The sequence below is a fragment of the Micromonospora sp. WMMD736 genome (genome assembly GCF_049179015.1).
Classification (GTDB): domain Bacteria; phylum Actinomycetota; class Actinomycetes; order Mycobacteriales; family Micromonosporaceae; genus Micromonospora.
Genome location: NZ_JBMHMI010000001.1, coordinates 988079 through 1012368, shown reverse-complemented (window position 1 = coordinate 1012368; position 24290 = coordinate 988079). Strand labels below are relative to the sequence as shown.

Below are 24290 nucleotides of genomic sequence, written 5' to 3'. Positions count from 1 at the left end.
GAGTACCACAAGCGGCAGATGGCCGTAGAACGGTCGGGGGGCCTGTGATTAGGCTGCGTGCCATGGCCAGCGATGTGGACACCGCACCGCTCGTGGGCCGGACCGAGCTGGTACAGACGGTTCGGTCGGCGCTGCTCGGTGACGTGGCACAGGGACAGACGGCCGCCGTCTTCCTTACCGGCGAGAGCGGCGTGGGCAAGACCCGGATCCTCGGCGAGGTCGGCGTCCGGCTGCGTGAGGCGGGCGCGCTGGTGTTGACCGGCAGTTGCCTGGACATCGGCGACGCCTCCCCACTGCACCCGTTGCTCCAGGCGCTGCGGCGCTTCGACGCCGACCTGACCGCCGCGCAGGCGCGTACCTCCTCGGCCGTACGTGGGCTGTTGCAGGTGTTCGCCGACGAGACCGGCGGCCCGGACGGCGCGGGCACCCTGCTGGAACGGGTCTCCCGGGGTCTGCACCTGATCGCCGAGGGACGGCCGCTGGTGCTGATCCTCGACGACCTGCAGTGGGTCGACCGCAGCACCCGGCAGCTCCTGCTCTACCTGTTGGCCGGTCTGGGTGACCTGCAACTGTCGGTGCTGGCCGCGGTACGCGCCGAATCGTTGCAGGGCGCACACCCGCTGCGTCGGGTGCTGACCGAGCTGCGCCGGCTGCGCACGGTACGGGTGCTCGATCTGTCACCGCTGGACCGTGCCGGCACGGAACAGCTGGCCGCCGCGGTGGTGGGCCGGCCGCTTCCCGTCGAGGCGGCCGAGCAGGTCTGGCAGCGCAGCGGCGGCAACCCGTTCGTCATCGAGGAGCTGGCCCGCGACCTGCGGGACGGGCGGGACGGGCTGTCCGAGACGCTGCGTGAGATCTTCCTCGACCGGGTCGACGCGCTGCCGCAGCACGCGCACGCCGTGGTGCACGCCGTGGCGGCCGGCGTCGAGCCCGTGCAGCACTGGCTGCTGGCCGAGGTGCTGCACCTGCCCGACGGCGAGTTGATCGAGGCCGCGCGGGCCGCGGTCGCACACCGCTTGCTGGTCAGCGCCGACGACGGCTACCGGCTGCGGCACCGACTCGTCGCCGAGGTACTGGCGCACGAGCTGCTGCCCGCCGAACGCTCCGGGCTGCACCGCCGCTACGCCGAGGCGCTCACCGCGGCGCCGGGCGAGCTGCGGCAGGCCCGGTTGGCGCATCACTGGCGGCTGGCCGGCGAGCCGGCCCGGGCGTTGCCCGCCGCGGTGGGCGCCGCGCAGGAGGCCGAGCGGCTGCACGGTTACGCCGAGGCGCACCGCCACTGGACGGCCGCGTTGCAGTTGGCCGGCGACTCCGGCTCGCCGGAGGTGGACCGGGTCGAGCTGCTCGGCAACGCGGCCGAGGCGGCCCACCACTGCGGAGAGCACGCCCGCGCCCTGGCGCTGCTGGAGGAACTGGTCGCGGTGCGCGGTGGCGCGCCGAGCTGCGCGCTGCACATCCGCCGGGCGCGGTACCTCGCCGCCGCGGGCCGCTCCGCGCTCGCCGAGAAGGAGTACGAGCGGGCCCTCGAAGCGGCGGACTGCTCGCCACGGGACCGGGCGGCCGCCGCCGCGCGACTCGCCGAACTGCTCCTGCACCTGGGCCGGTACGCCGACGCGGGCCAGCGCGCCCGGGAGGCGCTGGCGTTGGCCGCCGAGGTTGAGGGGTCCACCACCGAGGTGGTGCTCGCCAGCTCGGCGCTCGGCTTCAGCGACGCGTACCTGGAGGACCCGGACGCCGGGCTGGCGGTCATGCGCCAGGCTCTGGAGACGGCCGAGCGCTCCGGCCAGCCGGAGGACGTGGCCTGCGCGTACCTGCACCTGGCGGAGTTGTTGACCGGGCCGCTGAACATCCTCGAAGAGGGTGTCGTGGTGGCCCGCCGGGGCGCCGAGCGGGTGGCCGAGCTGGGCCTCGGGCGTACCTATGAAACCCGCCTGTTGGCCATCGCCACCAACGGGCTGTTCCGGGTGGGGCAGTGGGCCGAGGCGGAGAAGGTGGTGGCGGCCGCGCTGCGGCACCGACCGTCCGGAGCGGACGCCGTCGAGCTGCTGCTGGCCCGGTGCCGGCTGTCGGTGGGCTACGGCGACATCGCCGCCGCCGACCGGGACCTCGACGCCGTGGCGACGGTGCTGGCCGGCGGCGGCGCCCGGCACGTCATCCCGCTGCTCACGCTGCGCGCCGGGCTGTCGATGTGGGAGGGCCGGCACGACGTGGCCCGGCAGGCCGTGCAGCGGGGCCTGACCGAGAGCCGCTCGGACGACGTGACGATCCTGTCCGCGCTGGTCTGGCACGGGTTGCGCGCCGAGGCGGAGGCGCACGCCAGCCGCACCGTCGACGTGGACCCGACGGCGGTCCGCCGGTTGCGGGACGTGGCCGAGCGGGTGGCGCGCAAGAGCGCGTCGGCGGCCCGACCGGTGCGGTCGGTGGTGGACGGGTTCCTGGCGCTGTGCGCCGCCGAGGTGAGTCGCCTCGACGGCAGCGACCCGGAGCTGTGGGCCGCTTCGGTCGCCGAGTGGGACCGGCGTAACCACCCCTACCCGGCGGCGTACTCACGGTTGCGGCAGGCCGAGGCCCTGCTGGCCCGACGGAGCCGGGTCGCCACCGCGGGCAAGCTGTTGCGCGAGGCGTACCGGGTGGCGCAGGGGTTGGGCGCGGTGCCGCTGACCTCGGAGATCCGGGAGCTGGCCGGGCGGGCCCGGGTGTCCCTTGAGGAGCGGGACAGCGCCGACGGCGCGCGTGCCACCGGGTCGGTCGAGCCGGCCGACGACGAGTTGGCGACTCTCACCGCGCGGGAGCGGGAGGTGCTCGCGCTGGTCGCCGAGGGGTTGACCAACCGGGAGATCGGGCAGCGGCTGTTCATCAGCGAGCGGACCATCGGCGTGCACGTGTCACATATCTTCGACAAACTCCAGGTCCGCACCCGCGTACAGGCCAGCGCGATCCACCTGCGCAACGCGCGCGGCTGACCACACCACTACGTATCCCCGGTGCGCGTGTGCGCCGGGGATACGTCGTTCTACTGATCCCGGCGGCGGTTGCCGGCTGAGAGGCTGTGCCCCGTCGACGGCGTCACGGGGGCGCACCGACCATCATGGAGGAGAGATGACCGAACCGGTCTGGGGGCCCGTGCACCGGGACATCGTCGACCTGCTCGCCGATCACCCGGCGGACGTGCCGGCGGTGGTGGACCATCTCACGAAGCTCCAGGACCTGCTGGTGCGGTTGCCTCCGTTGGAGGCGAGCTGCCCGCTCGCCGACTTCAACAAGTTGTACCTGACGATTACCAGCAGTGTGCTGGACGGCCTGTACGACGACCGTTTCGTCGATCCGGTCTTCCTCTCCCGGCTGGACGTCGAGTTCGCGGCCCGCTACTTCGACGCCCTGCGGCTCTGGACCGACTCGAGCCCGGGCACGCCGAAGGCGTGGTCGTGTCTGTTCTCGCGGATGCGGGGGCCCGACGCCCGCCCGTTGCCGTCGGCGGCGGCCGGTGTGAACGCGCACATCAACTTCGACCTGCCGTTCGCGTTGGTGACGACGTTCGACCACCTCGAGTCGGAGCCGGTGGACGGCACCGACCAGCACCACGACTACCTCCAGATCAACAACATCTTCGCCGACAAGATCCCCGGTCTGCGCCGGGGCTACCTGGAGCGGTGGCAGCTGCTCATCGACATGCTCAACGGCGACATCGACGACTGGTACCAGGGGGAACTGGTCGAGTACACCCGCGATGTCGCGTGGCGCAACGCGCAGAAGATCTGGCGGTGCCGGCACGATCCGGACGCCCGAGAGTGTGAGCGTCTGCGGCTGGACGACAACGCCGCTGCGCTTGGACGGTTGCTGCTCTCGCCCCTCGGGGCGTTCCTGCAGTAGCCGGGACGGGGGGTCCCCGCGCTCCGCCCGTGGGGGTGGCGGAGCGCGGGGGCGCAACCGCCCCGCTCGCTCCACCTACCCGCGCGGTCCGTCGGCATCCGTCGGCGGCGGCCGGGGAGTCGGCCGGTCGGCCCGGGGGGGTGCCGACCGTCCGCCGTCGTCGGCCGGCCCGGGGGGTGTCGGCCGGCGACGGGGGAGCGGCGGCTGCGGTGAATCTGGGGGGTGTCGACCGATGAGTTCCGGGTACGCCCGCGCCATGACCGTCCTGGCCCGGCGTCGTCCCGCTGCCCGACCTCGTCCCGCGCGACCCGGCCCGCTGCGTCCGGGCGGCCCCGTCTCCCGGCCGGCGGCCCGGCCGGGTGCCCGATGACCGACGTACCGACCCGGTTTCCGTTTCGCTTCGACGCGGCGTTCCGTCCGCCGCTGGCGCTGCTGGGGGTCCGCCCGGCGACGGCCTGGGTCGCGGTCGACGACCGGCACCTGGAGATCCGGTACGGGCCGTGGTGGCTGCGCACCGGCCGGGACAACGTGCTCGGCGCCGAGGTCGGCGGGCCGTACCGGTGGTGGCGGGTGTTCGGCCCGCGCCTGTCGCTGGCCGACGGCGGCGTGAGTTTCGGCAGCAGCGCGCAGGCCGGGGTCTGCGTGCGTTTCGGCGTGCCGGTGCCGGCCCTGGCGCCCGGTGCCTGGCTCCGGCACCCGGCTGCCACGGTCACCGTCGCGGAACCGGTGGCCCTGGCTCGGCTCCTCGCCGGAGCGGACCTGCCCTGAGCAGGCCAGCTACCTACCCGGTTCGGCCGCTCGTGCCGTCGGCTGGCACCTACGGTCGGAGCAGGACCTGCGAGGGTGGGACGGGCGATGGCTGACGAGCACCGGGCGAGACCGCGACGCTGGGGCGGACGACGCCACACGCCGACCGGGCCGGACCCGGCCCTGCGCGCGGCCCGCGACCCGGCCCGGCCGCATCCGGGCGGTCGACATGGTGTCGTGGTGCCGGAGCGGGTGGACAGTCCGGTCCGCTCGACGCCGCCGGCCAGCCCGCTGCGGCGGTGGCTCTTCGAGCACCGGGTGCAGCCGCCGGGCCCGGAGACGAGCGAGGGGCAGAACCGCCGGCACGCCTGGTGGCAGGTGATGTGCCTGACCGGCGTGGACTACTTCTCCACCCTGTCGTACCTGCCGGGCATCGCGGCGGTGGCCGCCGGCGCGCTGTCACCGCTGGCGACCCTGCTGATCGTCGCCCTGACCCTGTTCGGCATGTTGCCCATGTACCGGCGGGTCGCCCAGGAGAGCCCGCACGGGCAGGGTTCGGTGGCGATGTTGGAACGCCTGTTGCCGTTCTGGCGGGGCAAGATCTTCGTGCTCGTGCTGCTCGGGTTCGTGGCCACCTCGTGGATCATCACGATCACCCTCTCCTCGGCGGACGCCACCGTGCACCTGCTGGAGAACCCGTACCTGCCGGACGCGCTGCACGGCCCGGCGGTGCCGGTGCTGGTCACCGTGGCGCTGCTGCTCGTCCTCGGCGGGGTGTTCCTGCTCGGCTTCCGGGAGGCCGTGGTGGTCGCCATCCCGTTGGTGGCCGTGTTCCTGGTGCTCAACGCGGTGATCGTGGTGGTCGCGGTGACCCGGATCGTCGGCGATCCGGGCATCGTGTCGGACTGGACGGGGGCGTTGACGGCGGACGGCGGTGGCCCGGGCGGTGTGCTGCTCACCGCCGTGTTGGCCTTCCCGCTGCTGGTCCTGGGGCTGTCCGGCTTCGAGACCGGAGTCAGCATGATGCCCCTGGTGGCGGCCGACGGGCCGGACCGGGAGGCCCGGCTCGCCGCCCGGATCCGGAACACCCGGCGACTGCTCACCACCGCCGCGCTGATCATGTCGGTGTACCTCATCTCGACGACGTTCGTGACCACCACGCTCGTGCCGGCCGCCGAGTTCCGGCCGGGTGGGGCGGCGAACGGGCGGGCGCTGGCCTATCTGGCGCACACCTACCTCGGTGAGGCGTTCGGCACCGTGTACGACCTCAGCAGCGTGCTCATCCTCTGGTTCGCGGGTGCGTCGGCGATGGCCGGGCTGATCAACATCGTGCCCCGTTATCTGCCCTCGTACGGGATGGCCCCGGAGTGGGCGCGCGCCGTACGCCCGGTGGTGATCGTCTACACCGTCGTCAGCGTCGCCATCACCATCGCCTTCCGCGCCGACGTCAACGCCCAGGCCGGCGCGTACGCCACCGGCATCCTGGCGATGATGGTGTCCGGCGCGGTGGCGGTGGCCATCTCGGCGGTCCGGAGCCGCCAGCGTGGCGGCGCCATCGGCTTCACCGTGCTGACACTGGTGCTGGTGTACGCCCTGGTGGAGAACGTCATCGAGAAGCCGGACGGGATCACCATCTCGGCGCTGTTCATCCTCGGCATCATCGCGGTGTCGCTGATCTCGCGGGTCACCCGCACCACCGAGCTGCGCGCCGAACGGATCGAGTTCGACGAGCCGGCCCGACGGTTCATCACCGAGTCGCTGGCCCATGACGGGCAGCTGCACCTGATCGCGAACAAGCGCCAGGGCGGGTCGGTGAAGGAGTACACGGTCAAGGAACGGGCGCAGCGGGGCATGAACCCGGTGCCCGGCGCGTCCGACGTGCTGTTCCTGGAGATCGACGTGGTGGACCCGTCGGGGTTCAGCCAGGTGCTGCGGGTGCACGGGGTCGAGGTGGGGGGTTTTCGGGTGCTGCGGGCCAGCAGCGCGGCCGCGCCGAACGCGATCGCCGCGATCCTGTTGGCGCTGCGGGACGCGACCGGGGTCCGCCCGCACGCGCACTTCGAGTGGTCCGAGGGCAGCCCGATCGCACACCTGCTGCGCTACCTGATCCTCGGCCGGGGGGACACCCCACCGGTGGTGCGGGAGATCATCCGCCGTACCGAGCCGGACCCGCTGCGCCGCCCCGGTATCCACGTCGGCGGGTGAGGACGCGCGCCGTCTGGTACCGAAAAAGATGAATGGCAGCACTATTCACGTTCACACCTCCCTGTCCGTATTGCGGTCATATCGTGACCTCTGGTGGTCGGCGGCACGTCCGGCCCCCCGCGCCCGAATGGGACGCGGACACGGCACGTACGCAGGAAGGCAGGCACCGGATGTCCACGTACCAACCAGGGGACCGCCCAGCTCGACCTCGACGGCGGTCCCGATGGTTCTTAGCCGGCGGGCTCCTGGCGGGGAGCCTGGTGGTGGGCGCCGCCGGAGTGGCCGGCGTCGCCGCCGCCGCCGACCGTGATCTCTCCCTCGGAGTCCTGGGCAGGTTCACCGTCGCCGACCGCGACGACGACCGGCGCTCCGGTGACCGGTCCACCCCCGAGCGCGGCGGGGACGACGCCGAGCGGGCCCGGCCGCAGACACCGGGCACCGGCAAGCGCGGCGTGGTCGAGGTGCCGTGCGACGCGGCGAAGCTGGTGGCGGCGCTGGTGTCCGCCAACGCGGCGGGCGGCGGCGAGCTGCGGCTCGCGCCCCGGTGCCGGTACACGCTGACCGAGGCGTTCCACGAGACCGACCAGTACGACGGCGGGATCCGGGACGCCCGGGAGCAGGCCGACGCCGCGGAGACCCCCGGGGACGCCGACGCCCCGCCGCACAACCCGGCCGACGACACAGCCGGCCTACCGGTGATCTACCAGCCCATCACCATCGACGGCGCCGGCGCGACGATCGCCCGCGACGCCCAGGCCGAGGCGTTCCGCTTCTTCACCGTCCGCGACGGCGGCGAGCTGACCCTGCGCGACGTCGAGCTGCACAACGGCCGCTCGCTCATCGAGGGCGGCAGCGTGCACGTCGTGCACGGCGCGACGGCCGTGGTGGAACGGGTCACCGTCACCCAGAGCACGTCGCTGTCGCCCGAGGGCGGCGGCGGTGGGATCTTCAACGACGGCAACATGGTGGTCACCGACTCCACGTTCATCGGCAACAGCGCCTCCGGCGCCGCGGGCAAGGGCGGGGGCCTGCTCAACGGCGGGGTCTTGACGCTCAAGCGCTCGGAGTTCCACCACAACAGCGCCAACGGCTACGGCGGCGGGCTCGGCAACTACCGGGGCGCGGCCGACGTGGAGAGCACCAGCTTCGCGCAGAACAGCGCCGGACAGGGCGGCGGCCTGGCCAGCTTCTCGGCCCGGACCAAGGTGTACGACACCGAGTTGTTGAACAACACCGCGCAGGTCGGCGGCGGGGCCGCCAACTCGGACGCGGTGCTGGTGATGCGCAAGATGACCATCCGCGGCAACACCTCCACCGTCAACGGCGGCGGCATCTCGACCGTCAAGGGGCTGCTGCCCCTCGACGACAGCGTGGTGGCCGGCAACACCACGCACGGCATCGGGGCTGGCATCTACACCGAGAAGTCCAACCTGCTGGTGCGCGGCAGCGACGTGACCGGTAACGAGGCGGTCGGCGCGACGTCCAAGGGCGGCGGGATCTACGCCACCGCGGGCGCGGTGGCGCTCTACACCAGCAAGGTCACCCACAACGCGGCCACGGTGAAGCCGGGCGGCATCTTCGCCGAACACGCCCAGGTCAAGATCGACGACGAGAGCGTGGTCGTCGAGAACGAGCCGACCAACTGCGAGGGCAGCGCCGTGCCGATCGCGCACTGCTTCCGCTGAGTTCCCGTCCTCCATCCATCCTGAGCGCCCCCGCCCGTCCGGACAGCCGTCCGGGCGGGCGGGCGCGTGTGTCGAGTGCGGCCGCTCAGCCCAGCGCGCGCAGCCGCCCGGACAGGTCGGCGGCGAAGAAGTCGAGGAAGCCGTCGGGGTCCGGACCGGCGTTCTGCAACACGATGTGGTCGAAGCCGGCGTCGACGTACGACCGGACCTTCGCCACGTGCGTCTCGGGGTCGGGGCCGACGGCGAACAGCGCCCGGATGTGCTTCTCCTCGACGTGCGCACTCGCCGCGTCGAAGTTCACCGGGTTCGGCAGTTCGCTCATCACCTTCCACCCGGTGACCATCCACCGGCTCTTCTCCCACACCGCGTCGACCGCCTGTCGTTCGTCGGTGGCCCAGGCCAGCGGCACCTCGGCGTAGCGGGGACCGGATCCGCCGGCGCGCCGGTAGTGCTCGACGATCGAGGCGTCCGGATCGGTGGCGAACAGTCCGTCGCCGAGTTCGGCGGCGAGCCGGGCCGACGCCTCGCCGCTGGCCGCCACGGCGATCACGGGCGGGGTGTCCGGCAGGTCGAAGACCTGGGCGTCCTCCAGGTGCAGGTGTCGCCCCTCGTACGACTGGTAGCCGCCCCGCCAGAGCAGGCGGATGATCTCCAACGCCTCGCGGAGCCGTTCGTGCCGTCCCCGTACGCTGGGAAAGCCCTGCCCCACGACGTGTTCGTTGAGTCGTTCACCGGCGCCGACGCCGAGGGTGAACCGCCCGTCGGAGATCAGCCCCATGGTCGCCGCCGCCTGCGCGATGATCGCCGGGTGGTAGCGCACCGTCGGGCAGGTGACGCCGGTGGCGAGGCGCAGGGTGCTGGTACGCGCCGCGATCGCGCCCAGCACGCTCCAGGTGAAGGACGAGTGGCCCTGCGCCTCCAGCCAGGGGTGGTAGTGGTCGCTCATCTCGACGAAGTCGAAACCGGCCTGCTCGGCCCGGACGGCCTGGCGGATGATCTCCTGCGGCCCGAAACCCTCCGAGGCCAGCTTGTAGCCGATCTGCATTGGCGCGCCCCCGATCCGTCCTCGGCCCTGACGGCAGTCGGTTCCCGACCGCAAGATCGACAAACCAGCCCCATGGGATCTGTCGCTGGCGCCGATCCGGCACCGGTGCCCGAGCCGGTGAGTGGGTGGAAGGTCGAAACCGGTCACGTCTTTGTTGCCGGCGGGGGTCAGGTGTCGAACTTTGGTCCATCTTTAAATCTGCATCTATCGATGCAATTGATCACTGGCTGTTAGTAGCCTGCTGCGGACCGTCCGGTCGAATGTCTCTCGTGCTCAGCAATCGATGGGGAGAACCAGGCGTGCGGAAGAAGAAGTTGTTCATCAGCAGCGCAGTGGCACTATCGGTCAGCGGTCTTCTGCTGGTCGTTCCGCTGAGCGGGGCGAACGCGGCTGACACCAGTCCCGCCGCGAGTAATAAGCCGTCCGGGATGAGTGCACTGTCGCAAACGACAGGGACTCCCGTAACAGTGGTGGCGGGGGCGAACAACATCTCCTTCGCCACCTGCCCAGCGGGCACGATCGTCACCGGAGGAGGCGGACAGACATCCGCGTTCGACATCTTCCTCACCGACTCGTTCGCGTCCGGCAACGGCTGGGCGGTACGCGGCTCCAACCGGGGCACCACGGCTCAAACCCTGACGGCCGTCGTCACCTGTCTCGGCTAGACCGGTTCGCAGACGGGCCCGTTACCCCCGGTGCCGGGGTAACGGGCCCGCTGTCATTCCGGGCTGGCCTGAAATGGTGGTGTCCTAGGACGCTTTAGGGGGTGTGGGCCGGGCCACCGAGCCGGCCCCGGGTGGAGACGAAGTGGTAACTCATGACGGCGAACGCCGGGTCGCGCACGAGTCGACGAAAGGCGGCGAGCTGCTGCGGCGAGAAGCCGGCCGCCAGCAGGTCCGGTTCCAACTGGCGGGAGTTCGTCTCGTAGAGCGACGTGCCGGTCGACCCGCCAGCCCAGCTCTGCGAGTGGGTGACGGTGTCGACGTCGGCCAGGCCGGCGAGGGTCATCTCGGTGTGCACGTCCTGCGCCCACCCCAGGTCGGCGCCGTGGTCCTGGAGCACCCCCATCATGGTGTCCATCACCTGCGCGAACAGCTTCGCCGCGTCGTCGCTCGGCGCGGTCAGCACGCGTACCGGGGTAGTGCAGTCGAACTCCTCGACGACGAGCCAGCCGCCGGGGGCCAGCGCGCCGACGAGGGTACGCAGGACCCGCCGGCGTTCGGGCAGGTGTAGCAGCACCAGACGGGCGTGGATCAGGTCGAACGCGTCCCCGGGCGGGGGATCGGCGCGCACGTCGTGGCGGCGCACGCGCAGGTTGCCGTCGGCCACGAGGTGCGTGGGGTCGATGTCGGTGGCCAGCACGCTGCCGTGCCCGCCGACCGCGCGGGCGATCCGCCGGGCCATCGAGCCGCCACCGGCCCCGACCTCCCAGCAGGTCGACCCGAGACGCAGCACCGGACGGCCCAGGCGGCGCATCGTGATCGGGTCCAGGAAGGACTCCAGCGCCCGCATCTGCGGTACCGCGTCCGGTGCGCCGTTGTCGAAGGTGTACGTCGCCTCGCTGGTCGGGGTCGCCATCAATCGTCTGCCTCTCCGGATGGGTGACTGCGGGGTGTCGGCCCCGCGCAGGGGACCGGGTGACTACGGGATGTCGGCCCGGAGCTGTCGGCTCGCTCCGGTGCCCGGGTGTGTGCGGGTGACGGCGCTGCCGACCATCGCCTCCAGGCGGCCCGGATCCCTGCGCGCCTCGGCGGTCGGCCGGTCGTAGACCACCCGGCCGTACTCCAGCACCGCCACCCGGTCGGCGATCTCGATCGCGTGGCGGAGTTGCTGCTCGACGAGCAGCACGGTCAACCCGTTCGCGGCGAGGTTACCGACGAGGTCGCGGACCCGCGCGGCCAGGTCGGGCGCGAGTCCTTCACAGGGTTCGTCGAGCAGCAGCACCCGGGGCTGGCCGAGCAGCGCGCGGGCGATGGCCAGCATCTGCTGCTCGCCGCCGGAGAGTTCGCACCCGCGGTGGCGCAGCCGTACCGCCAGGCGCGGCAGCAGGTCGAGGATCCGGGCCACCGTCCAGCCCTCGCCGCCAGGTGTCGCGGCCCGCCACGGCGCGGCCGCCAGGACGAGGTGCTCGGCCACCGTCAGCCGGGAGAAGACCCGCCGGCCCTGCGGTACGAGGCCGACGCCGCACTGGGCGATGCGGTGCGGTTGCCGTCCGGCCACGTGGACACCGCCGATCTCGACGCGTCCGCTCGCGGCGCGTACCAGCCCGGCGATGGTGTGCACGAGGGTGCTCTTGCCGGCGCCGTTGCGACCCACCACGGCCTGGATGGTGCCGGGCGGCACCCGCAGATCGACGTCGTGCAGCACGGTCCCCCCGGCGTAGCCGGCGCAGAGCCGCTCCACGTACAGCATCAGGACATCCCGTCGGCGTAGGCCCGCCGCACCAGCGGCGAGGTACGGATCTCGTCCGGTGTGCCGGTGGCCACCGTCCGGCCGTCGCGCAGCACCGTGACGGTGTCGCAGAGGGCGTACACCAGGTCCAGGTGGTGTTCGACCAGCAGCACGGCGATCTGCCGGGGCAGCGCCGCCAGCAGCTCGGCGAGCCGGCCGACCTCGGTGGCGGACAGTCCGGCGGCCGGTTCGTCGAGCAGCAGCAGGCGGGGGCGGCCGGCGAGGGCCATCGCGATCTCCACCTGCCGGCGCTGCCCGTGTGCGAGCTGGCCGGCGGGCACCGTCGCGAGGTCGGACAGGTCGAGCTGGTCGAGCAGCGCGGTCGTGCGCCGTCGGGCGGCCTCCCGGGTTCCAGCGGGCCAGCAACGACGTGGCCGGATCGTTCGGGGCAGCGCGGCGACCTCGATGTTCTGGCTGACGGTGAGGGTCGCGAAGACGGCGGGCCGTTGGTGTGTCCGGTCGATGCCGCGGCGGGCCCGTGCGGCCGGTCCGAGCCGGCTGACGTCGCTGCCGGCGAAACGCACCGTGCCGTGCTGTGGGCGGGTCGTCGCGCCGAGCACGTTGAGCAGGGTCGTCTTGCCGGCCCCGTTGGGCCCGATCAGGGCGTGGCGCTGGCCGTCGTGCACGCACAGGTCGACGTCGGTGAGCGCGGCGAGCGAGCCGTACCGCACGGTGATCTTCTCGGCGCTGAGCAGGCAGGTCATACCCGCAGCTCCGGTCCGCGGGCGGCTGCCGGGGCGGGGCGGTCCAGCGTGGGGACGGGTTGCCGCGACCCGCCGCGTTGCCGGCGGACCCGCGTGACGCCGGTGGGCAGCAGGTAGACCGTCGCCACGAACAGCGCGCCCAGCACCAGCGGCGCGTGACCGGGCAGCACCCCGAACAGCCAGTCGCGGACGGCGATGACGAGGACCGCGCCCACCAGCGCGCCGCCGACCGACGCGGTGCCGCCGATGACGACGCCGAGCAGCAGCAGCGCGGACGTGTCGAAGCCGAAGTCGGCGGGGGAGACGTACTGCTGGGCGACGACGAGCAGGGAACCGGCCGCACCGGCGATCGCCCCGGCCGCGAGGTGCGCGCCGGACAGGTACAGCGGCACCCGGTGCCCGCTGGCCCGCAGCCGCGCCTCGTCGTCGCGCGCGGCCCGCAGCAGCAGCCCGCCGCGGGTGCGCATCAGCAGCAGGACCGCGCCGACCAGCGTCGCCACGACGATGAGGGTGTAGACGTACCGGGCCCGGTCGGAGGCCAGCACCGGCAGTCCCCACAGCGGACGGACCGGGGTGATTCCGGCCAGGCCGTCCGTGCCGCCGGTCACCGACCGCCACCGTCCGAGGACGGTCACGACCAGCTCGCCGATCGCCAGGGTGATCATCAGGACGATGACGCCCCGGGCCGGCACGACCAGCGGCAGCGTCACCGCGGCGAGGGTCGCGCCGGCCAGCGCCGCCACGGCTACCTGCACCACGCCGACGTCGGAGACCTGGCTGCCGAGCACCGCGCTGGCGTACGCGCCGGCGGCGTACGGCGCGGTCTGACCCAGGGTGGGCAGGCCGGCGACGCCGGTGAGCAGCGCCACGCTCACCCCGACCAGGCCCAGTGCGAGGGTCCGGGCGAGGATCGCCGCGGTGTAGTCGTCGACCACCCACGGGGCCAGGACCAGGCCGGCGACGACGAGCGCCGCGACGGTGGCGCGTGCCCGGCGGAGCAGTCCGTCCCTCACGTCGCCGCCCACCGCAGGGCCAGGCCGCGCGCCCGCACCGCGAGCACGGCGGCCATGGCCGCGAACAGCAGGAACGGTGCGGCGGACGGCAGCAACGCCACGCCCAGGGTCTGGATCTCGCCGACTGCGAGGGCCGCCAGCAGGGTGCCCACCATGGACCCGAGCCCACCGAGGACGACGACGACGAGCGACAGCAGCAGTACCGTGTCGGCGGTGTCCGCGCCGGGGCCGATGATGGGCGCGCCGAGCACCCCGGCCGCGCCGGCCAGCGCGCCACCGGCGGCGAGCACGCCGACGCGGATCCGCGCCGGGCTCACGCCCAGGCAGGCGACCATCTCCGGGTCGTCCACGGCCGCGCGGACCAGCATTCCGGCCCGGGTCCGCCGCACGACCAGGTAGAGACCGGCGGCGAGCGCCGCCGCCACCACGATGAAGACCAGCCGGTACGCGGCATAGCGGTGCCCGGCGACCGCCACCGACCCGTCGAGGGCGGCCGGCACCCGTACCTGTGGATCGTCGGGGCCGAAACCGGCGACGAGGAGGCTGCCGCCGGCCAGCGCCACCCCGAAGGTCAACAGCGCCTGGGTGAGGTGGTTGCCGGTGGCGACCGGCGTGAGCAGCCCGGCGAGCAGCACACCGGCCGTCGCGGCGGCCAACACACCGACGCCGAGCGCCAGCGCGAGACTCGCCCAGCCGCCGTCGAGCACCGCCGCGGCGGTGTAGCCGCCGATCGCGTAGAGCATGCCGTGCGCCAGGTTGAGGATGTTGGCGACGCCGAAGCAGAAGACCAGGCCCGCCGCGGCGACGAAGACGAGCAGCCCGTAGGCGACCCCGTCCAGCGCCGGGATGAGGTACGGGTCGATCCGGTTCGGGCCTGCCGCCACGGTGCTCACCGGCCGACGGTCGCGAGGTCACCCACGACGGTGTTGGACAGCGCCCGGCCGTCCTGGCGGACCTGACGCAGGTACCACTTCTGCACGGGCGAGTGGGTGACCGTGGAGAACTGCCACGCGCCGCGCGGGCTGGCGATCTGGCCGAGCTTGCCGATCTGCGCGTTGATGGCCTCCGGTGTCGGGTCGCTGCCGGCGGCCCCGATGGCGCGGTCGAGCACCGCCGCCGCGTCGTACGACGCCAGGGCGTACGTCGTCGGCGACCCGTCGTGCTTGGCCTTCCACGCCGCGACGAAGTTGCGGTTCTCGGCGTTGTCGAGGTCGGGGGAGTAGTTGAGTACGGAGTAGATGTCCCGGGCCGCCTCGCCCTGGGCGTTGAGCACGCCGCCCTCGGTGAGGAACCCGGCCGCGTACAGCGGGACGTCCTTGATCTCGGACTGCGCGTACTGCTTGACGAAGTCGACGGCGGCGCTGCCGGCGTAGAAGGTGTAGACCGCCTGCGCGCCGGAGGCCTTGATCCGGGCGAAGTACGGCGTGAAGTTGGTGGTGGCCGGGAACGGCGTGAAGGTGGTCTTGCCGTCGGGGTTGGCGAGCGTCCCGCCCGCCTTGGTGAACGCGTCGGTGAAGCCGCGCAGCTCGTCCCAGCCGCCCTGGTAGTCCGGGCCGATGGCGTACACCGAGCCCTTGACGTTGTCCTTGACGTGCTGGGCGATCGCGGCGCCCGGCTCGTCGGAGAGGTACGAGGTGTGCCACACCCGGGAGACGTCCTTGATCTCCGGCCGGCCGTTGGAGCCGACGAGCGGGACCTTGGTCTCCTGTAGCAGTGGGTAGACGCCGGCGACCGAGCCGCCGCCGACGATGCCGGTGAGCGCGGCGACGCGGTCCTGCTTGAGGAGCTTGGTCGCCGCCGGGACGGCGGTCGCGGCCCCGTTGCCCTCGTCGGCGACGACGAGGTCGACCTGCCGGCCGCCGAGCTTGCCGTCGTGGGTGTCCAGGTACAGCTCGAAGCCGTCGCGGATCTCCTTGCCGACGGACTGGTACGTCCCGGACAGCGACGCGAGGAGGCCGATCTTGATGGATCCGCCGCCGGTCGTGCCCGGTTCGTCGTCGGCGCAGGCCGTGCTCACGGCCAGCACGAGGGCGAGCAGCGCGGCGCCGACGGCACGGCTGCGCGCAGGGGTATCGAGGGACATGTCGTCTCCAGGGGAAGAGGAGGAGGGGGTCGGTCGGTGGGTCAGCGGCTGCGGGCGAGCGCCGCCCGGGCCGCGGGGGTCAGCGCGTCGCCGATCCGGTTCGCCAGCTCCGTCATCTCGTACGACACCTTGCCCACGTCGCAGTCGGGCGCGGCGAGCACGAGCAGCGAGGCGCCGTCGTTGAAGGCCATCGAGAACATGAAGCCGCCCTCGAGCTGGGTGACGTTGGAGATCACCGCCCCGGCGTCGAAGAAGGCCGCTGCGCCCCGCAGGAGGCTGACCAGGCCACTGCCGGTGGCGGCGAGCTGGTCCGCCCGGTCCGGTGGCAGGTCGCGGGTGGCGGCCACCATCAGGCCGTCACTGGAGATGGCGATCGCATGGCTGACCTCGATCGCGCGCTCGGCGAAGCTGTCCAGCAGCCAGCCGAGGTCCTGGTGGTCGGTCACGTGCTCTCCCTGTCGGTCACGAGTTGCCGAGGTTGATCGGGGTACGCCGCCGGGCCGCCACGCCTCGCGCGTACGCGGCCATCGCGGTGGCGACCTGGGCCGGGTCGCGGTACTCGGAGCGTTGCTGCGGGGCGGGCGGGGTGACGCCGCCGGGCACCAGATGCCGCTGCGGTTGTCGTTTGGGCAGGCCGGTGGTGGTGGTCGTGGCCACCTCGGGCGTCTGCGCCTGGGCGGCGGTCCGCCACGCGTCGTCGGCGGGGCTGGACCACTGGCGACCGTTCGGAGCGTCCACGACGTCGGTATGGAACCAGTGGTTGACCTGTTCGAAGATGAGCAGCTCCTCGGTGGGCGCGTCCGCGGGGTCCACCCGGGACGTCGGGCGGAACACGGGTGCCGCCGGCAGCGGCCGGGGAGCGGGGGCGTGCCCGGCGGTTGGCTCCGCGCCCGGCCGGTACGGGGGCGGGGCGGCGGACGTGCGGGCGGCCCGCCGGGACAGCCGGCCGGGCGCGAGCAGGTACTCCTCCGGCGGCAGCGATCGGATCATGGCCGCGGGCAGGGTCGCCTCGGCGAGGGTGCCGCGCCGGGGGCCACGGCGCAGTTGGACGCTCGCGCCGAGGCGGGCGGCGAGTTGACCCACGACGACCAGGCCCATGGCCCGGACGGCGGCGACGTCGATGGCGGGTGGTCGGGCCAGCAGCTCGTTGAGTTGCTGCAACCGCTGCGGGGGCAGGCCCACGCCCTCGTCGCTGATCTGGACGATGACCCGGTCGCCGAGGCTGCGGCCGCTCACCCAGGTCTCGCTGCCCGGCGGTGAGTACGCCGTCGCGTTGTCCATGAGTTCGGCGAGCAGGTGCACGACCTCGTCGACGGACTTGGCGGCCACCGCGACGTCGCCGTCGACCATGCCGAGCCGGATCCGCGCGTAGTGCTCGATCTGGGACTGGGCGGCCTGGAGCACCTGTTGCAGGGGGACGTCGTGTTGGCGTACCCGGCCGACGCCGACGCCGCCCAGCACGAGGAGGCTGGCGTTGATCCGGCCCATCCGGGTGGCCAGGTTGTCCAGGGCGTAGAGCTGGTGCAGGCGGTCGGGGTCGGTCTCGTCCCGTTCGACCCGGTCGACCTGGGCGAGGACGGCGTCGACGAGCCGTTGTTCGCGTCGGCTGAGGTGGATGAAGATGTCGGCGGTGTTGGCGCGCATGACGGCCTGTTCGGCGGCGGTCCGCACGGCGGCCTGGTGCACCGCGCTGAACGCCTGGCCGAGTTCGCCGATCTCGTCGTCGCTGGACGCCTCCAGGGCCGCCGTGGACTGTTGGCGGGCCAGCTCGTCGGGGTCGACGCTGGCGCTGTCGGGGCGTTGCAGGCGGGCTACCACGGCGGGGAGCTGTTCGAACGCGACGGCGTTGGCCGCGTCGCGCAGTCGTCGTAGCCGGCGGGTGATCTGCCGGGCGACGGCCCAGGTGACCAGGGCGGTCAGCACCAGCGCCAGCAGTACGCCGACGGCCTCGGCCACGGCCCGGCGGCGCTGGTCGGCGTACGCGGCACGCACGTCGTCGAGCACCGCCACGTCGACGCGGCCCCGCAGGTCGGCCAGGCGGGCGACGCGCTGCTGCGTCGTGGTGACCCAGTCGGCGGTCGCCAGGCGCAGCGGCGATCCCGGCTGGGCGCGGTTCACCTCGTCCTGCATCCGTTGCAGGGCGAGCGCCTCCTTGCCGGTGCCGGCCTGCTCCCACCAGAGGCCCCACTCGGCCGGGGCGAGGGCCAGGAAGGACAGGCTGGACTCGGTGTAGCTGGTGCGGGCGGCGGTGATGTCCTGCTGGGTGGCGGGGGTCAGCTCGCCGGCCGCCACCGCCCGCAGGACGGCGACCTGCTGCTGGCCGATCGCCTCGGCGGTCTTCGACAGCGCGGCCGAGGCGCGGATGCCGTCGGCGAGCCGCGCGTTGACGACGCCGTGCGAGACGTTGTCCCGGAAGGTGATGAGGTCGGCGATCGCGATGCGGTAGCTGAACGTCATGGCGGACACCGAGGCGTGTTCCGCCGTACGGACCTGGGTGCGCAGCGGTGCCAGGCCGTCCAGCGCGGCGTCGACGCGGCGCAGGAGCCCGGCGTTGGCGTCGGTGGGCACCCGGTCACGCTGGCGGCGGTAGCGCGCCACGGAGGCGTCGGTGGCGACCATCTCCGCGCCGAAGGCGTCCTGCTGTTCGGCGGCGGCGGTGGTGAGCAGGTCGGCGGCCGCGACCCGTTCGCGTTGCAGCCGGTACGCCAGGTCACCGGCCTCCGCGCCGAGGCGTGCCAGCACCTCCAGGTCGCTGGCGCGGGCCGTCTGGCGGGCGCTCTCGGTCAGCGCGAGGCCGGCGAACCCGATGACGGCGACCAGTGGCGCCGCCACGATGAGGCGCATCCGGCCGGCGATCTTCCAGCCGCGCTGGCGGGTCGGGTAGGGTCTGGCCGCGTGGGACCTCGTGCTCGACGCCAAGATTGACTCCCGCGACTCGTCGATGACGGTCTATCCGCACCTTGCCGAATGCAAGTCCCATTCGGCCGGAACCCGCGCTCGGAGGCCAGACCTCGCGGTGGTACAAACTGGCCGTACCAGCATCTGTACCCAGAGTCAGCGGCCGGTGGCGCGGTGCCTCCGGCCGGTGTGGGACGCGCTCAGCGCTGATCGTCGAGGTGCTCGGACCCGCGCCGTGACGCGGCGTCGTCCGCCTCGGGTCGGCTGCTGAGCACCTGACCGATCAACTCGCGCAGTTCGTCGATGGCGTCCACCACGGCGCCCGGGTCGCGCGCGTCGCGACGACCCCGCTGGCGCGACGCCGGTGGGTCGAGGCGAGCACGGTCCGACGATCGTGGGCCCCGTCGTCCGTCCGCCGCCAACTGCTCGGCCGCGACCTGTGGCCACAGTGCGGCCAGCCGGCCGCCGGTGTCGAGCACGTCGTCGCAGCGGACCGCGAACTCCTGGCTGCCGAAGCGGCGGCCCGCCTCCACCGCCGCGACCGTCTCCCGGCTGAACCGCACCAGGTCCGCCAGGGCCCGCTGGGTCAGGCCCCGCCGTACCCGGCAGGTGCGCAGCTCCCACCGGAACTGTTGGCTGGCCGCGGAGTATGCGGCACTCGGCCCGGGCGTGTGCTCCATGCGCTCACCTTCGGGGCGCCCGCGAATCAGCGGCGGGTGTCAGATCGAGATTGACCGATGGGCTGGACATTCACAGGGGGCAATTCTTAACCCTTGACACGATGGGTGTGAAGACGTGCGCGGCGATGAATTGTCGCGCAATCCGCGAGAGATCCACCGGCCGTGACTCGTCCGCGGGTGCCGGCGGCGTCGCACCGATAGGACTCGGAAGGTGTCGGGCCGGGCGCCGCACCGCACCGCCGTGGCCCGCCTCGTCAGGCGGCCTGTGCCTCGGCCGGGGTTGCTTGCCCAGTGTCGGCGGGCGTGCGGATGTCGATTGTCGCGAGCAGAGCGTGGTGCGCTCGGAATGACACGTTGGGTGCGAAGGAACGGCGATGGTCGGGGGACAGGCTCAGTCCGGGAATGGCCTCGGCGAGGTGGGTGAGAGCGACGTCGGCCTCCAGTCGCGCCAACGCCGCGCCGATGCAGAAATGCGGTCCGTGGCCGAATGACAGGTGGTCGGTGGCGTCGGTGCGGTGCGGGTCGAACCGGTCCGGTCGGGCGAACACCGAGGGGTCCCGGTTGGCCGCCCCGATCATCAGCAGGCACCGCGCGCCCGCCGGGATGGTGACCTCGCCCAGGGTGACGTCCCGACGGGTCACCCGCAGCCAGCCGTCGATGGCGGGCGCGAACCGCAGGGTCTCGGTCACGAAGTCGGGCACGGATCGCGGGTCGTCGACGAGTGCCCGCCACCGGTGCGGGCGGGACAGGGCCGCGTCGAGCGCGTGGGCGAGCAGCCCGGCGGTCGTCTCGTGCCCGGCCACCAGGAGGTTGAAGGCCAGGCTCGCCACCTCCGGCACCGTCAGCACGTCGTCGTCATCGTCGCGGTAGGTCAGGGCGCGGCTGATGAAGTCGTCGCCGTCGGCCCCGCTGTCGAGTCGCTGCCGTACCAGGTCCTGGCAGTAGCGCCAGAAGTCCAGCAGGCCCCGGGCCAGGCGCAGCTGCTCGTCCGGGGTCGGCTGCCCCCAGATGAGGGCCACCTGCCCGTCCGCCCACCGCCGGATCTCCTCGACGTCGGCGTCGGGAACCCCGAGGATGTCCAGGATGACCAGCAGCGGAAGCTCGGTGGTGAACTCGCTGACGAGATCCACCCGCTGGCCCTGCCGGGCGACGAGCCGGGACACCAGGTCCCCGACGCGGCGGCGGACGATCCGGCCGTACTCCGTCTCGGCCCGTTCGGCGGTGTTGGCGAAGGTCGCCCGCAGGGCGCGGCGGGTACGGGGGTGTACCGGAGGGTCGGCGGCGGCCGTGGTCGGCGGTGCGTCGATCTGCGTGATGACGCTCATGGCCGCCGGGCACACCTGGTAGACCGGGGCGAGGGTGAGGGCGTTGGCGAACGTCGTGGCGTCGGCGAGGGCACGCCGGACGTCCGCGTGCCGACCGATCAACCAGAGGCCCAGATCCTCGGCGTACAACGCCCGGCCGGGATCGTCGAGAATGCGCCGCCAGGTGGCGGCCGGGTCGCTGAGATAGGCTCCTGAGTACGGATTCAACTGCATCGAATGCCTCCTGACACACCGCAGGAAATCAGCGGCGCTCGCATTCCGTCCGTCGCGCGAGGCGGGCCGACAATGGTGGGCATCCGCCGCATGCTCCTCACGGTCCGCCGCTCCGATGCGCAAGTCAAGATTGGTGTCTATCTATTTATGGAACGGTCAATTGTGGAATGCACAACCACGTCGGCCGTGGCCGCTTGCATCTTGCAGTCGGGTGCTTGCCCGCCGGTCGTGCCCCGCGCAAGCCGCGTCCGCCGCCCGCCCGGAGAGCGCAGACGCGGTCTCCGTTTCCGGCAACGACCGCCCTGGGCCGCGGGTGACGCCACCGCGCCCGCCGCCGGCCGGGGCACGGTCGGCGACGGGCGCGGTTGGGCCGATCAGGAGTACGGAAGCCGGAGCACCGACTGGTTGCCGATGCCCAGGGTGGTGAGGTTGTTGCCGATCGCCGACCAGACCTCCACCCGGACGGTGCCGTTGCTCAACGTGCCCAACGTGCCGGTGGCCGAGGCCAGGCCGGCGTTCTGGGTGTAGTGCTCGTAGCCGGGGACCGGGTCGGTGGCGAAGTAGCGCCAGGTCTCCGTCCGATCCCAACTGCCGTTGCCGGTCAGGTCGTAGGAGACCCGCACCTGCGTGCCGTTGCCGACGGCCGTACCGGCGTCCAGGAACAGGTCGAACGCGGTCTGCGCCCCGGAGTAGGCGAGGTTCAGGCCGGTCGCCGTGAAGACCTGGGCGTTCGTCGGCGTACCGTCGTGGTTGCCGTTGGCGGCCGCGACCGTGGTCGTGGTCCCGCTGCCGGCGTTGCCCAACCCGCCACCGGCGAGCAGGTACCGCGTCGGCGAGCCCGAACTGGGCGGCGGCGTGGTCGGCGGTGCGGTCGTCGGTGGCGCGGTCGTGGGCGGTGCGGTCGTCGGTGGCGCGCTGGTCGGCGGTACGCCGCCGGAGGCGTTGCCACCGCTCCAGGTGTACGCCCCGGTGGTGGCGGTGCGTCCGGCCCCCACCGTGAGTCGCGTGCCGTTGGAGAACGTGACGGTGATGGGGTTGGCGGTCGGGTTCGACGCCACGTAGGTGCGCGCGCCGTTACGGGAGAAGACCGCGCTGAGCGGGTGGTTGGCGCTGACCGTCGTGTCGACGGTGCCCAGCGCCGCGAGGTTACGGATCCAGTGGAAGGTGTGCGCCCTGCTCTCGCCCTCCTCCGGGGTGTAGCCCGGGTTGGCGCGCAGGTTGGCCAGGGCCGCGTCAGGGTCGCCGAGGGCCTGGAACTGCCACAGGATGTCCTGCCACACTGTAGGCGGCCCGCCGTTGTTGCGGACCAGTTCGGCGTAGTTGGTGCGCACGTACGCCGGGTTGTTGCCGAGGTACAGGTGACCGCCGGTGACCGGCAGCAGGTTGATGCCCTGGATCATCTCGGGGTCGGCGCTGAACCAGGTGGCGTACGCCCCGCCGTCACCCCACACCATGCCGACGGTGGAGTGCCCGAACGCGGCCGGGAAGTTCTGGTCGCTGACGTCGAACCAGTACTCCTGGATCGCGGCGGCCTGCGTCGTGTAGAGGAAGATGCCGGCGTCGCGAACGGCGGTGTCGCCGGTGACCTGTCCCCACTGGATGAGGGCGTTGGCGAAGTTCATCCCCTCCGAGGACGACTCCTGGTTGTTGCCGGAGCCGAACGAGCCGTGCCCGGACGCCCAGTCGTGCCCCGCGTAGATGTCGAAGTCCCGCAGGTACGGAAAGCGGGTGTCGTCGCGACGGTAGTTGTTGGCGTCGCGGATCAGCAGGTCCACCATCCCGCCGTAGCGGCTGCTGGCGGCCCACGACGGGTCGAATTTGGCCAGGGTCGCGGCGGCGGCGATGAAGTAGCCGTAGTGGAAGTGGTGGTCGTTGAGTTCCTGGTCGGAGCCGTACGACGCCGGATAGCCGATCAGGGTGCCCCAGTTGGCGTCGTAGTAGAAGAGCTTGCTGGTCTTGCCCGTGGAAGCGGTGAACCAGTCGGTGAGCGTGGAGCGGATCGCGTTCAGCGCGCTGTCGCGGGTGGTGGTGTCGTTGACCAGGTCGGCGATCTCGGCGATCCGGGCGGCCCGGCCGAGCCCCTTGCCGGTCCAGTACGTGTCGGTGCCGCGCTGGTCCATCGGGTTGCTCCGGGCCGCGGCCAGGTGACCGGTCAGGGTGGACAGGTCCGATCCGCTGCCGTCGCCGACGGCCGGCAACTCCGGCAGGACGCCCTGGAACGTCATGGCGGTACGGAACTGGCTGATCCCGGTGAGGACCTTCATCCGGCCCCGCGCCGACGGGTAGGTCGGCGTGATCGGGGTCGAGCCGGACAGCGACTTCCACTGGTGCGGGTAGAGGCTCACCACGGTCTGCGTGGCGCTGCCCTCGCGGGCGGTGGTGGTGAAGGCGTACGTCGTGCTCAGGCCGTTGGTCGACGGGTCGTAGGAGTAGGAGATCCGGGTGCCGGTGACGTGGGCGTGCGCGTACCGGCCGTAGGTGGTGGCCAGGTCGGCGCGCTCGCTGGCGCTGCCCGTCGGCGGCAGCAGGGCCACCGAGAAGTAGCCGCGACCGGCCAGGGCGGAGGAGATGCGGCCACCGCTGACGGTCCAGCTCGCGCCGCTCGGGGCGTACGCCGCGTAGTCGTGGCCGTTGACCCGGAAGCCGATGGTGGTCCCGCTGTTGGACCACACCTCGGGGGTGCCGGATGTGCCGATCACCGCGTCGCCGCCGCTGGCCTGGAAGTAGGCGAACGGCAGGCCGTGGCCGATGGTGGCGCGTAGGGTGCGGGCACCGTCGCTCCAGTACGGGCTGACCGTCCAGTCGGTCCAGCCGTCCACCTTGACCTGGGACGCGGCGAGCCCGGCCACGCCGACGCGGATGTCCTGCACGTACGGGTAGTGGTACTCGCCGACGCCGGTCGCGGTGCCGCTGATGGCGGGTGTGGAGTTGGCCGAGAAGCCGAGCCCGTCGGTGAACGTGTCGTACGAGGTGGGGTGGGCGTGCAGCGGCTCGCTGAAGGCGCAGTCGGTGCGCTTCCACAGCAGCGAGGACCACCAGTCGTTGGTGGGCACCGCGCCCGAGGGCGCGTTGGCGGTGGCGAACTGCCGGGGGTTGCTGGACATCTGTCCGCAGCCGGTGGGGAGCGCGCCGACCGGGGTGGTGGTGTAGCTGCCGGCGCCGACGGGCGCGGCTTCGGCGGCGCGGGTGACGGGGATCGTGAGGCCACCGACGACCAGGGCCAGGGCGGTGGCGGCGGCCAGCGCCCATCGGCGGTGGGGGACGGGAGGTTTCATGGTGCCTCCATCGCGCGTCCGGGCGCGGACGGTGCCGCCCCGACGCCTTGCGTCTGAATTGTGGAAAACGTCGATCGAGAGAGCGCTCTCTCAGTC

Annotated in this window: 18 protein-coding genes; 6 read left to right on the top strand and 12 right to left on the bottom strand. The window is 72.6% G+C overall.

Annotated elements, in window-relative coordinates; translation table 11 throughout:
* The first annotated feature begins 62 nt into the window (after nt 1-62).
* The 5 genes from ACN269_RS04490 (at nt 63) to ACN269_RS04470 (ending at nt 8507) form a co-directional block, all read left to right on the top strand.
* Nucleotides 63-2963, top strand: a complete 2901-nt coding sequence (locus tag ACN269_RS04490) for a helix-turn-helix transcriptional regulator (RefSeq protein WP_421471158.1) — start codon at nt 63-65, stop codon at nt 2961-2963.
* Between the two features lie 136 nt (nt 2964-3099).
* Nucleotides 3100-3870 carry a DUF5995 family protein gene (locus ACN269_RS04485; RefSeq protein WP_421471157.1) on the top strand — a complete coding sequence of 257 codons (771 nt, stop codon included), beginning with the start codon at nt 3100-3102 and terminating at the stop codon, nt 3868-3870.
* A gap of 366 nt (nt 3871-4236) precedes the next feature.
* Nucleotides 4237-4638 carry a hypothetical protein gene (locus tag ACN269_RS04480; protein ID WP_421471156.1) on the top strand — a complete coding sequence of 134 codons (402 nt, stop codon included), beginning with the start codon at nt 4237-4239 and terminating at the stop codon, nt 4636-4638.
* Between the two features lie 87 nt (nt 4639-4725).
* Nucleotides 4726-6822, top strand: coding sequence for an amino acid transporter (locus ACN269_RS04475; RefSeq protein ID WP_421471155.1), 2097 nt, complete (start codon nt 4726-4728; stop codon nt 6820-6822).
* 170 nt (nt 6823-6992) lie between these two features.
* Nucleotides 6993-8507 carry a hypothetical protein gene (locus ACN269_RS04470; RefSeq protein ID WP_421471154.1) on the top strand — a complete coding sequence of 505 codons (1515 nt, stop codon included), beginning with the start codon at nt 6993-6995 and terminating at the stop codon, nt 8505-8507.
* Between the two features lie 85 nt (nt 8508-8592).
* Here ACN269_RS04470 and ACN269_RS04465 read toward each other — a convergent pair whose 3' ends face one another.
* Nucleotides 8593-9552 (bottom strand): TIGR03557 family F420-dependent LLM class oxidoreductase, encoded by a 960-nt coding sequence (locus tag ACN269_RS04465; protein WP_421471153.1) that lies wholly within the window; start codon nt 9550-9552, stop codon nt 8593-8595.
* Between the two features lie 299 nt (nt 9553-9851).
* On the opposite strand from ACN269_RS04465, the gene ACN269_RS04460 reads away from it, so the two are divergent.
* Complete coding sequence (locus ACN269_RS04460) at nt 9852-10217, top strand: hypothetical protein (RefSeq protein ID WP_421471152.1); 366 nt, start codon at nt 9852-9854, stop codon at nt 10215-10217.
* Nucleotides 10218-10311: 94 nt separating this feature from the next.
* On the opposite strand, the gene ACN269_RS04455 is transcribed toward ACN269_RS04460, so the two are convergent.
* The 11 genes from ACN269_RS04455 to ACN269_RS04405 all read right to left on the bottom strand — a co-directional run bounded on the left by ACN269_RS04455 (nt 10312) and on the right by ACN269_RS04405 (nt 24194).
* On the bottom strand, nt 10312-11130 hold the full coding sequence (locus ACN269_RS04455; protein WP_421471151.1) for a class I SAM-dependent methyltransferase: 819 nt from the start codon (nt 11128-11130) through the stop codon (nt 10312-10314).
* Between the two features lie 63 nt (nt 11131-11193).
* Nucleotides 11194-11964 (bottom strand): ABC transporter ATP-binding protein, encoded by a 771-nt coding sequence (locus ACN269_RS04450; RefSeq protein WP_421471150.1) that lies wholly within the window; start codon nt 11962-11964, stop codon nt 11194-11196.
* On the bottom strand, nt 11964-12707 hold the full coding sequence (locus tag ACN269_RS04445; RefSeq protein WP_421471149.1) for an ABC transporter ATP-binding protein: 744 nt from the start codon (nt 12705-12707) through the stop codon (nt 11964-11966). Before ACN269_RS04445 ends, ACN269_RS04450 begins: the two co-directional genes overlap by 1 nt.
* Nucleotides 12704-13720: a branched-chain amino acid ABC transporter permease gene (locus ACN269_RS04440; RefSeq protein WP_421471148.1), complete on the bottom strand. Its 1017-nt coding sequence runs from the start codon at nt 13718-13720 to the stop codon at nt 12704-12706. The genes ACN269_RS04445 and ACN269_RS04440 overlap by 4 nt, the downstream gene beginning before the upstream one ends.
* On the bottom strand, nt 13717-14613 hold the full coding sequence (locus ACN269_RS04435) for a branched-chain amino acid ABC transporter permease (RefSeq protein WP_421471147.1): 897 nt from the start codon (nt 14611-14613) through the stop codon (nt 13717-13719). Before ACN269_RS04435 ends, ACN269_RS04440 begins: the two co-directional genes overlap by 4 nt.
* Nucleotides 14610-15803 carry an ABC transporter substrate-binding protein gene (locus tag ACN269_RS04430; protein WP_421471146.1) on the bottom strand — a complete coding sequence of 398 codons (1194 nt, stop codon included), beginning with the start codon at nt 15801-15803 and terminating at the stop codon, nt 14610-14612. Before ACN269_RS04430 ends, ACN269_RS04435 begins: the two co-directional genes overlap by 4 nt.
* A 41-nt stretch (nt 15804-15844) precedes the next feature.
* Entirely contained in the window at nt 15845-16249 is a 405-nt protein-coding gene (locus ACN269_RS04425) for a roadblock/LC7 domain-containing protein (protein WP_421471145.1), read from the bottom strand.
* Between the two features lie 16 nt (nt 16250-16265).
* Entirely contained in the window at nt 16266-18722 is a 2457-nt protein-coding gene (locus ACN269_RS04420) for a nitrate- and nitrite sensing domain-containing protein (RefSeq protein WP_421471144.1), read from the bottom strand.
* A 179-nt stretch (nt 18723-18901) separates the two neighbouring features.
* Nucleotides 18902-19381, bottom strand: a complete 480-nt coding sequence (locus ACN269_RS04415; RefSeq protein ID WP_421471143.1) for a helix-turn-helix transcriptional regulator — start codon at nt 19379-19381, stop codon at nt 18902-18904.
* Between the two features lie 254 nt (nt 19382-19635).
* Entirely contained in the window at nt 19636-20919 is a 1284-nt protein-coding gene (locus ACN269_RS04410; protein WP_421471142.1) for a cytochrome P450, read from the bottom strand.
* 374 nt (nt 20920-21293) lie between these two features.
* Entirely contained in the window at nt 21294-24194 is a 2901-nt protein-coding gene (locus ACN269_RS04405; protein ID WP_421471141.1) for a glycosyl hydrolase, read from the bottom strand.
* Nucleotides 24195-24290: the final 96 nt, after the last annotated feature.

Coding starts and splice junctions, on each gene's coding strand:
- ACN269_RS04490 (WP_421471158.1), top strand. CDS start 63: ATGGCCAGCGATGTGGACACCGCACCGCTCGTGGGCCGGACCGAGCTG.
- ACN269_RS04485 (WP_421471157.1), top strand. CDS start 3,100: ATGACCGAACCGGTCTGGGGGCCCGTGCACCGGGACATCGTCGACCTG.
- ACN269_RS04480 (WP_421471156.1), top strand. CDS start 4,237: ATGACCGACGTACCGACCCGGTTTCCGTTTCGCTTCGACGCGGCGTTC.
- ACN269_RS04475 (WP_421471155.1), top strand. CDS start 4,726: ATGGCTGACGAGCACCGGGCGAGACCGCGACGCTGGGGCGGACGACGC.
- ACN269_RS04470 (WP_421471154.1), top strand. CDS start 6,993: ATGTCCACGTACCAACCAGGGGACCGCCCAGCTCGACCTCGACGGCGG.
- ACN269_RS04465 (WP_421471153.1), bottom strand. CDS start 9,552: ATGCAGATCGGCTACAAGCTGGCCTCGGAGGGTTTCGGGCCGCAGGAG.
- ACN269_RS04455 (WP_421471151.1), bottom strand. CDS start 11,130: ATGGCGACCCCGACCAGCGAGGCGACGTACACCTTCGACAACGGCGCA.
- ACN269_RS04450 (WP_421471150.1), bottom strand. CDS start 11,964: ATGCTGTACGTGGAGCGGCTCTGCGCCGGCTACGCCGGGGGGACCGTG.
- ACN269_RS04445 (WP_421471149.1), bottom strand. CDS start 12,707: ATGACCTGCCTGCTCAGCGCCGAGAAGATCACCGTGCGGTACGGCTCG.
- ACN269_RS04430 (WP_421471146.1), bottom strand. CDS start 15,803: ATGTCCCTCGATACCCCTGCGCGCAGCCGTGCCGTCGGCGCCGCGCTG.
- ACN269_RS04415 (WP_421471143.1), bottom strand. CDS start 19,381: ATGGAGCACACGCCCGGGCCGAGTGCCGCATACTCCGCGGCCAGCCAA.
- ACN269_RS04410 (WP_421471142.1), bottom strand. CDS start 20,919: ATGCAGTTGAATCCGTACTCAGGAGCCTATCTCAGCGACCCGGCCGCC.
- ACN269_RS04405 (WP_421471141.1), bottom strand. CDS start 24,194: ATGAAACCTCCCGTCCCCCACCGCCGATGGGCGCTGGCCGCCGCCACC.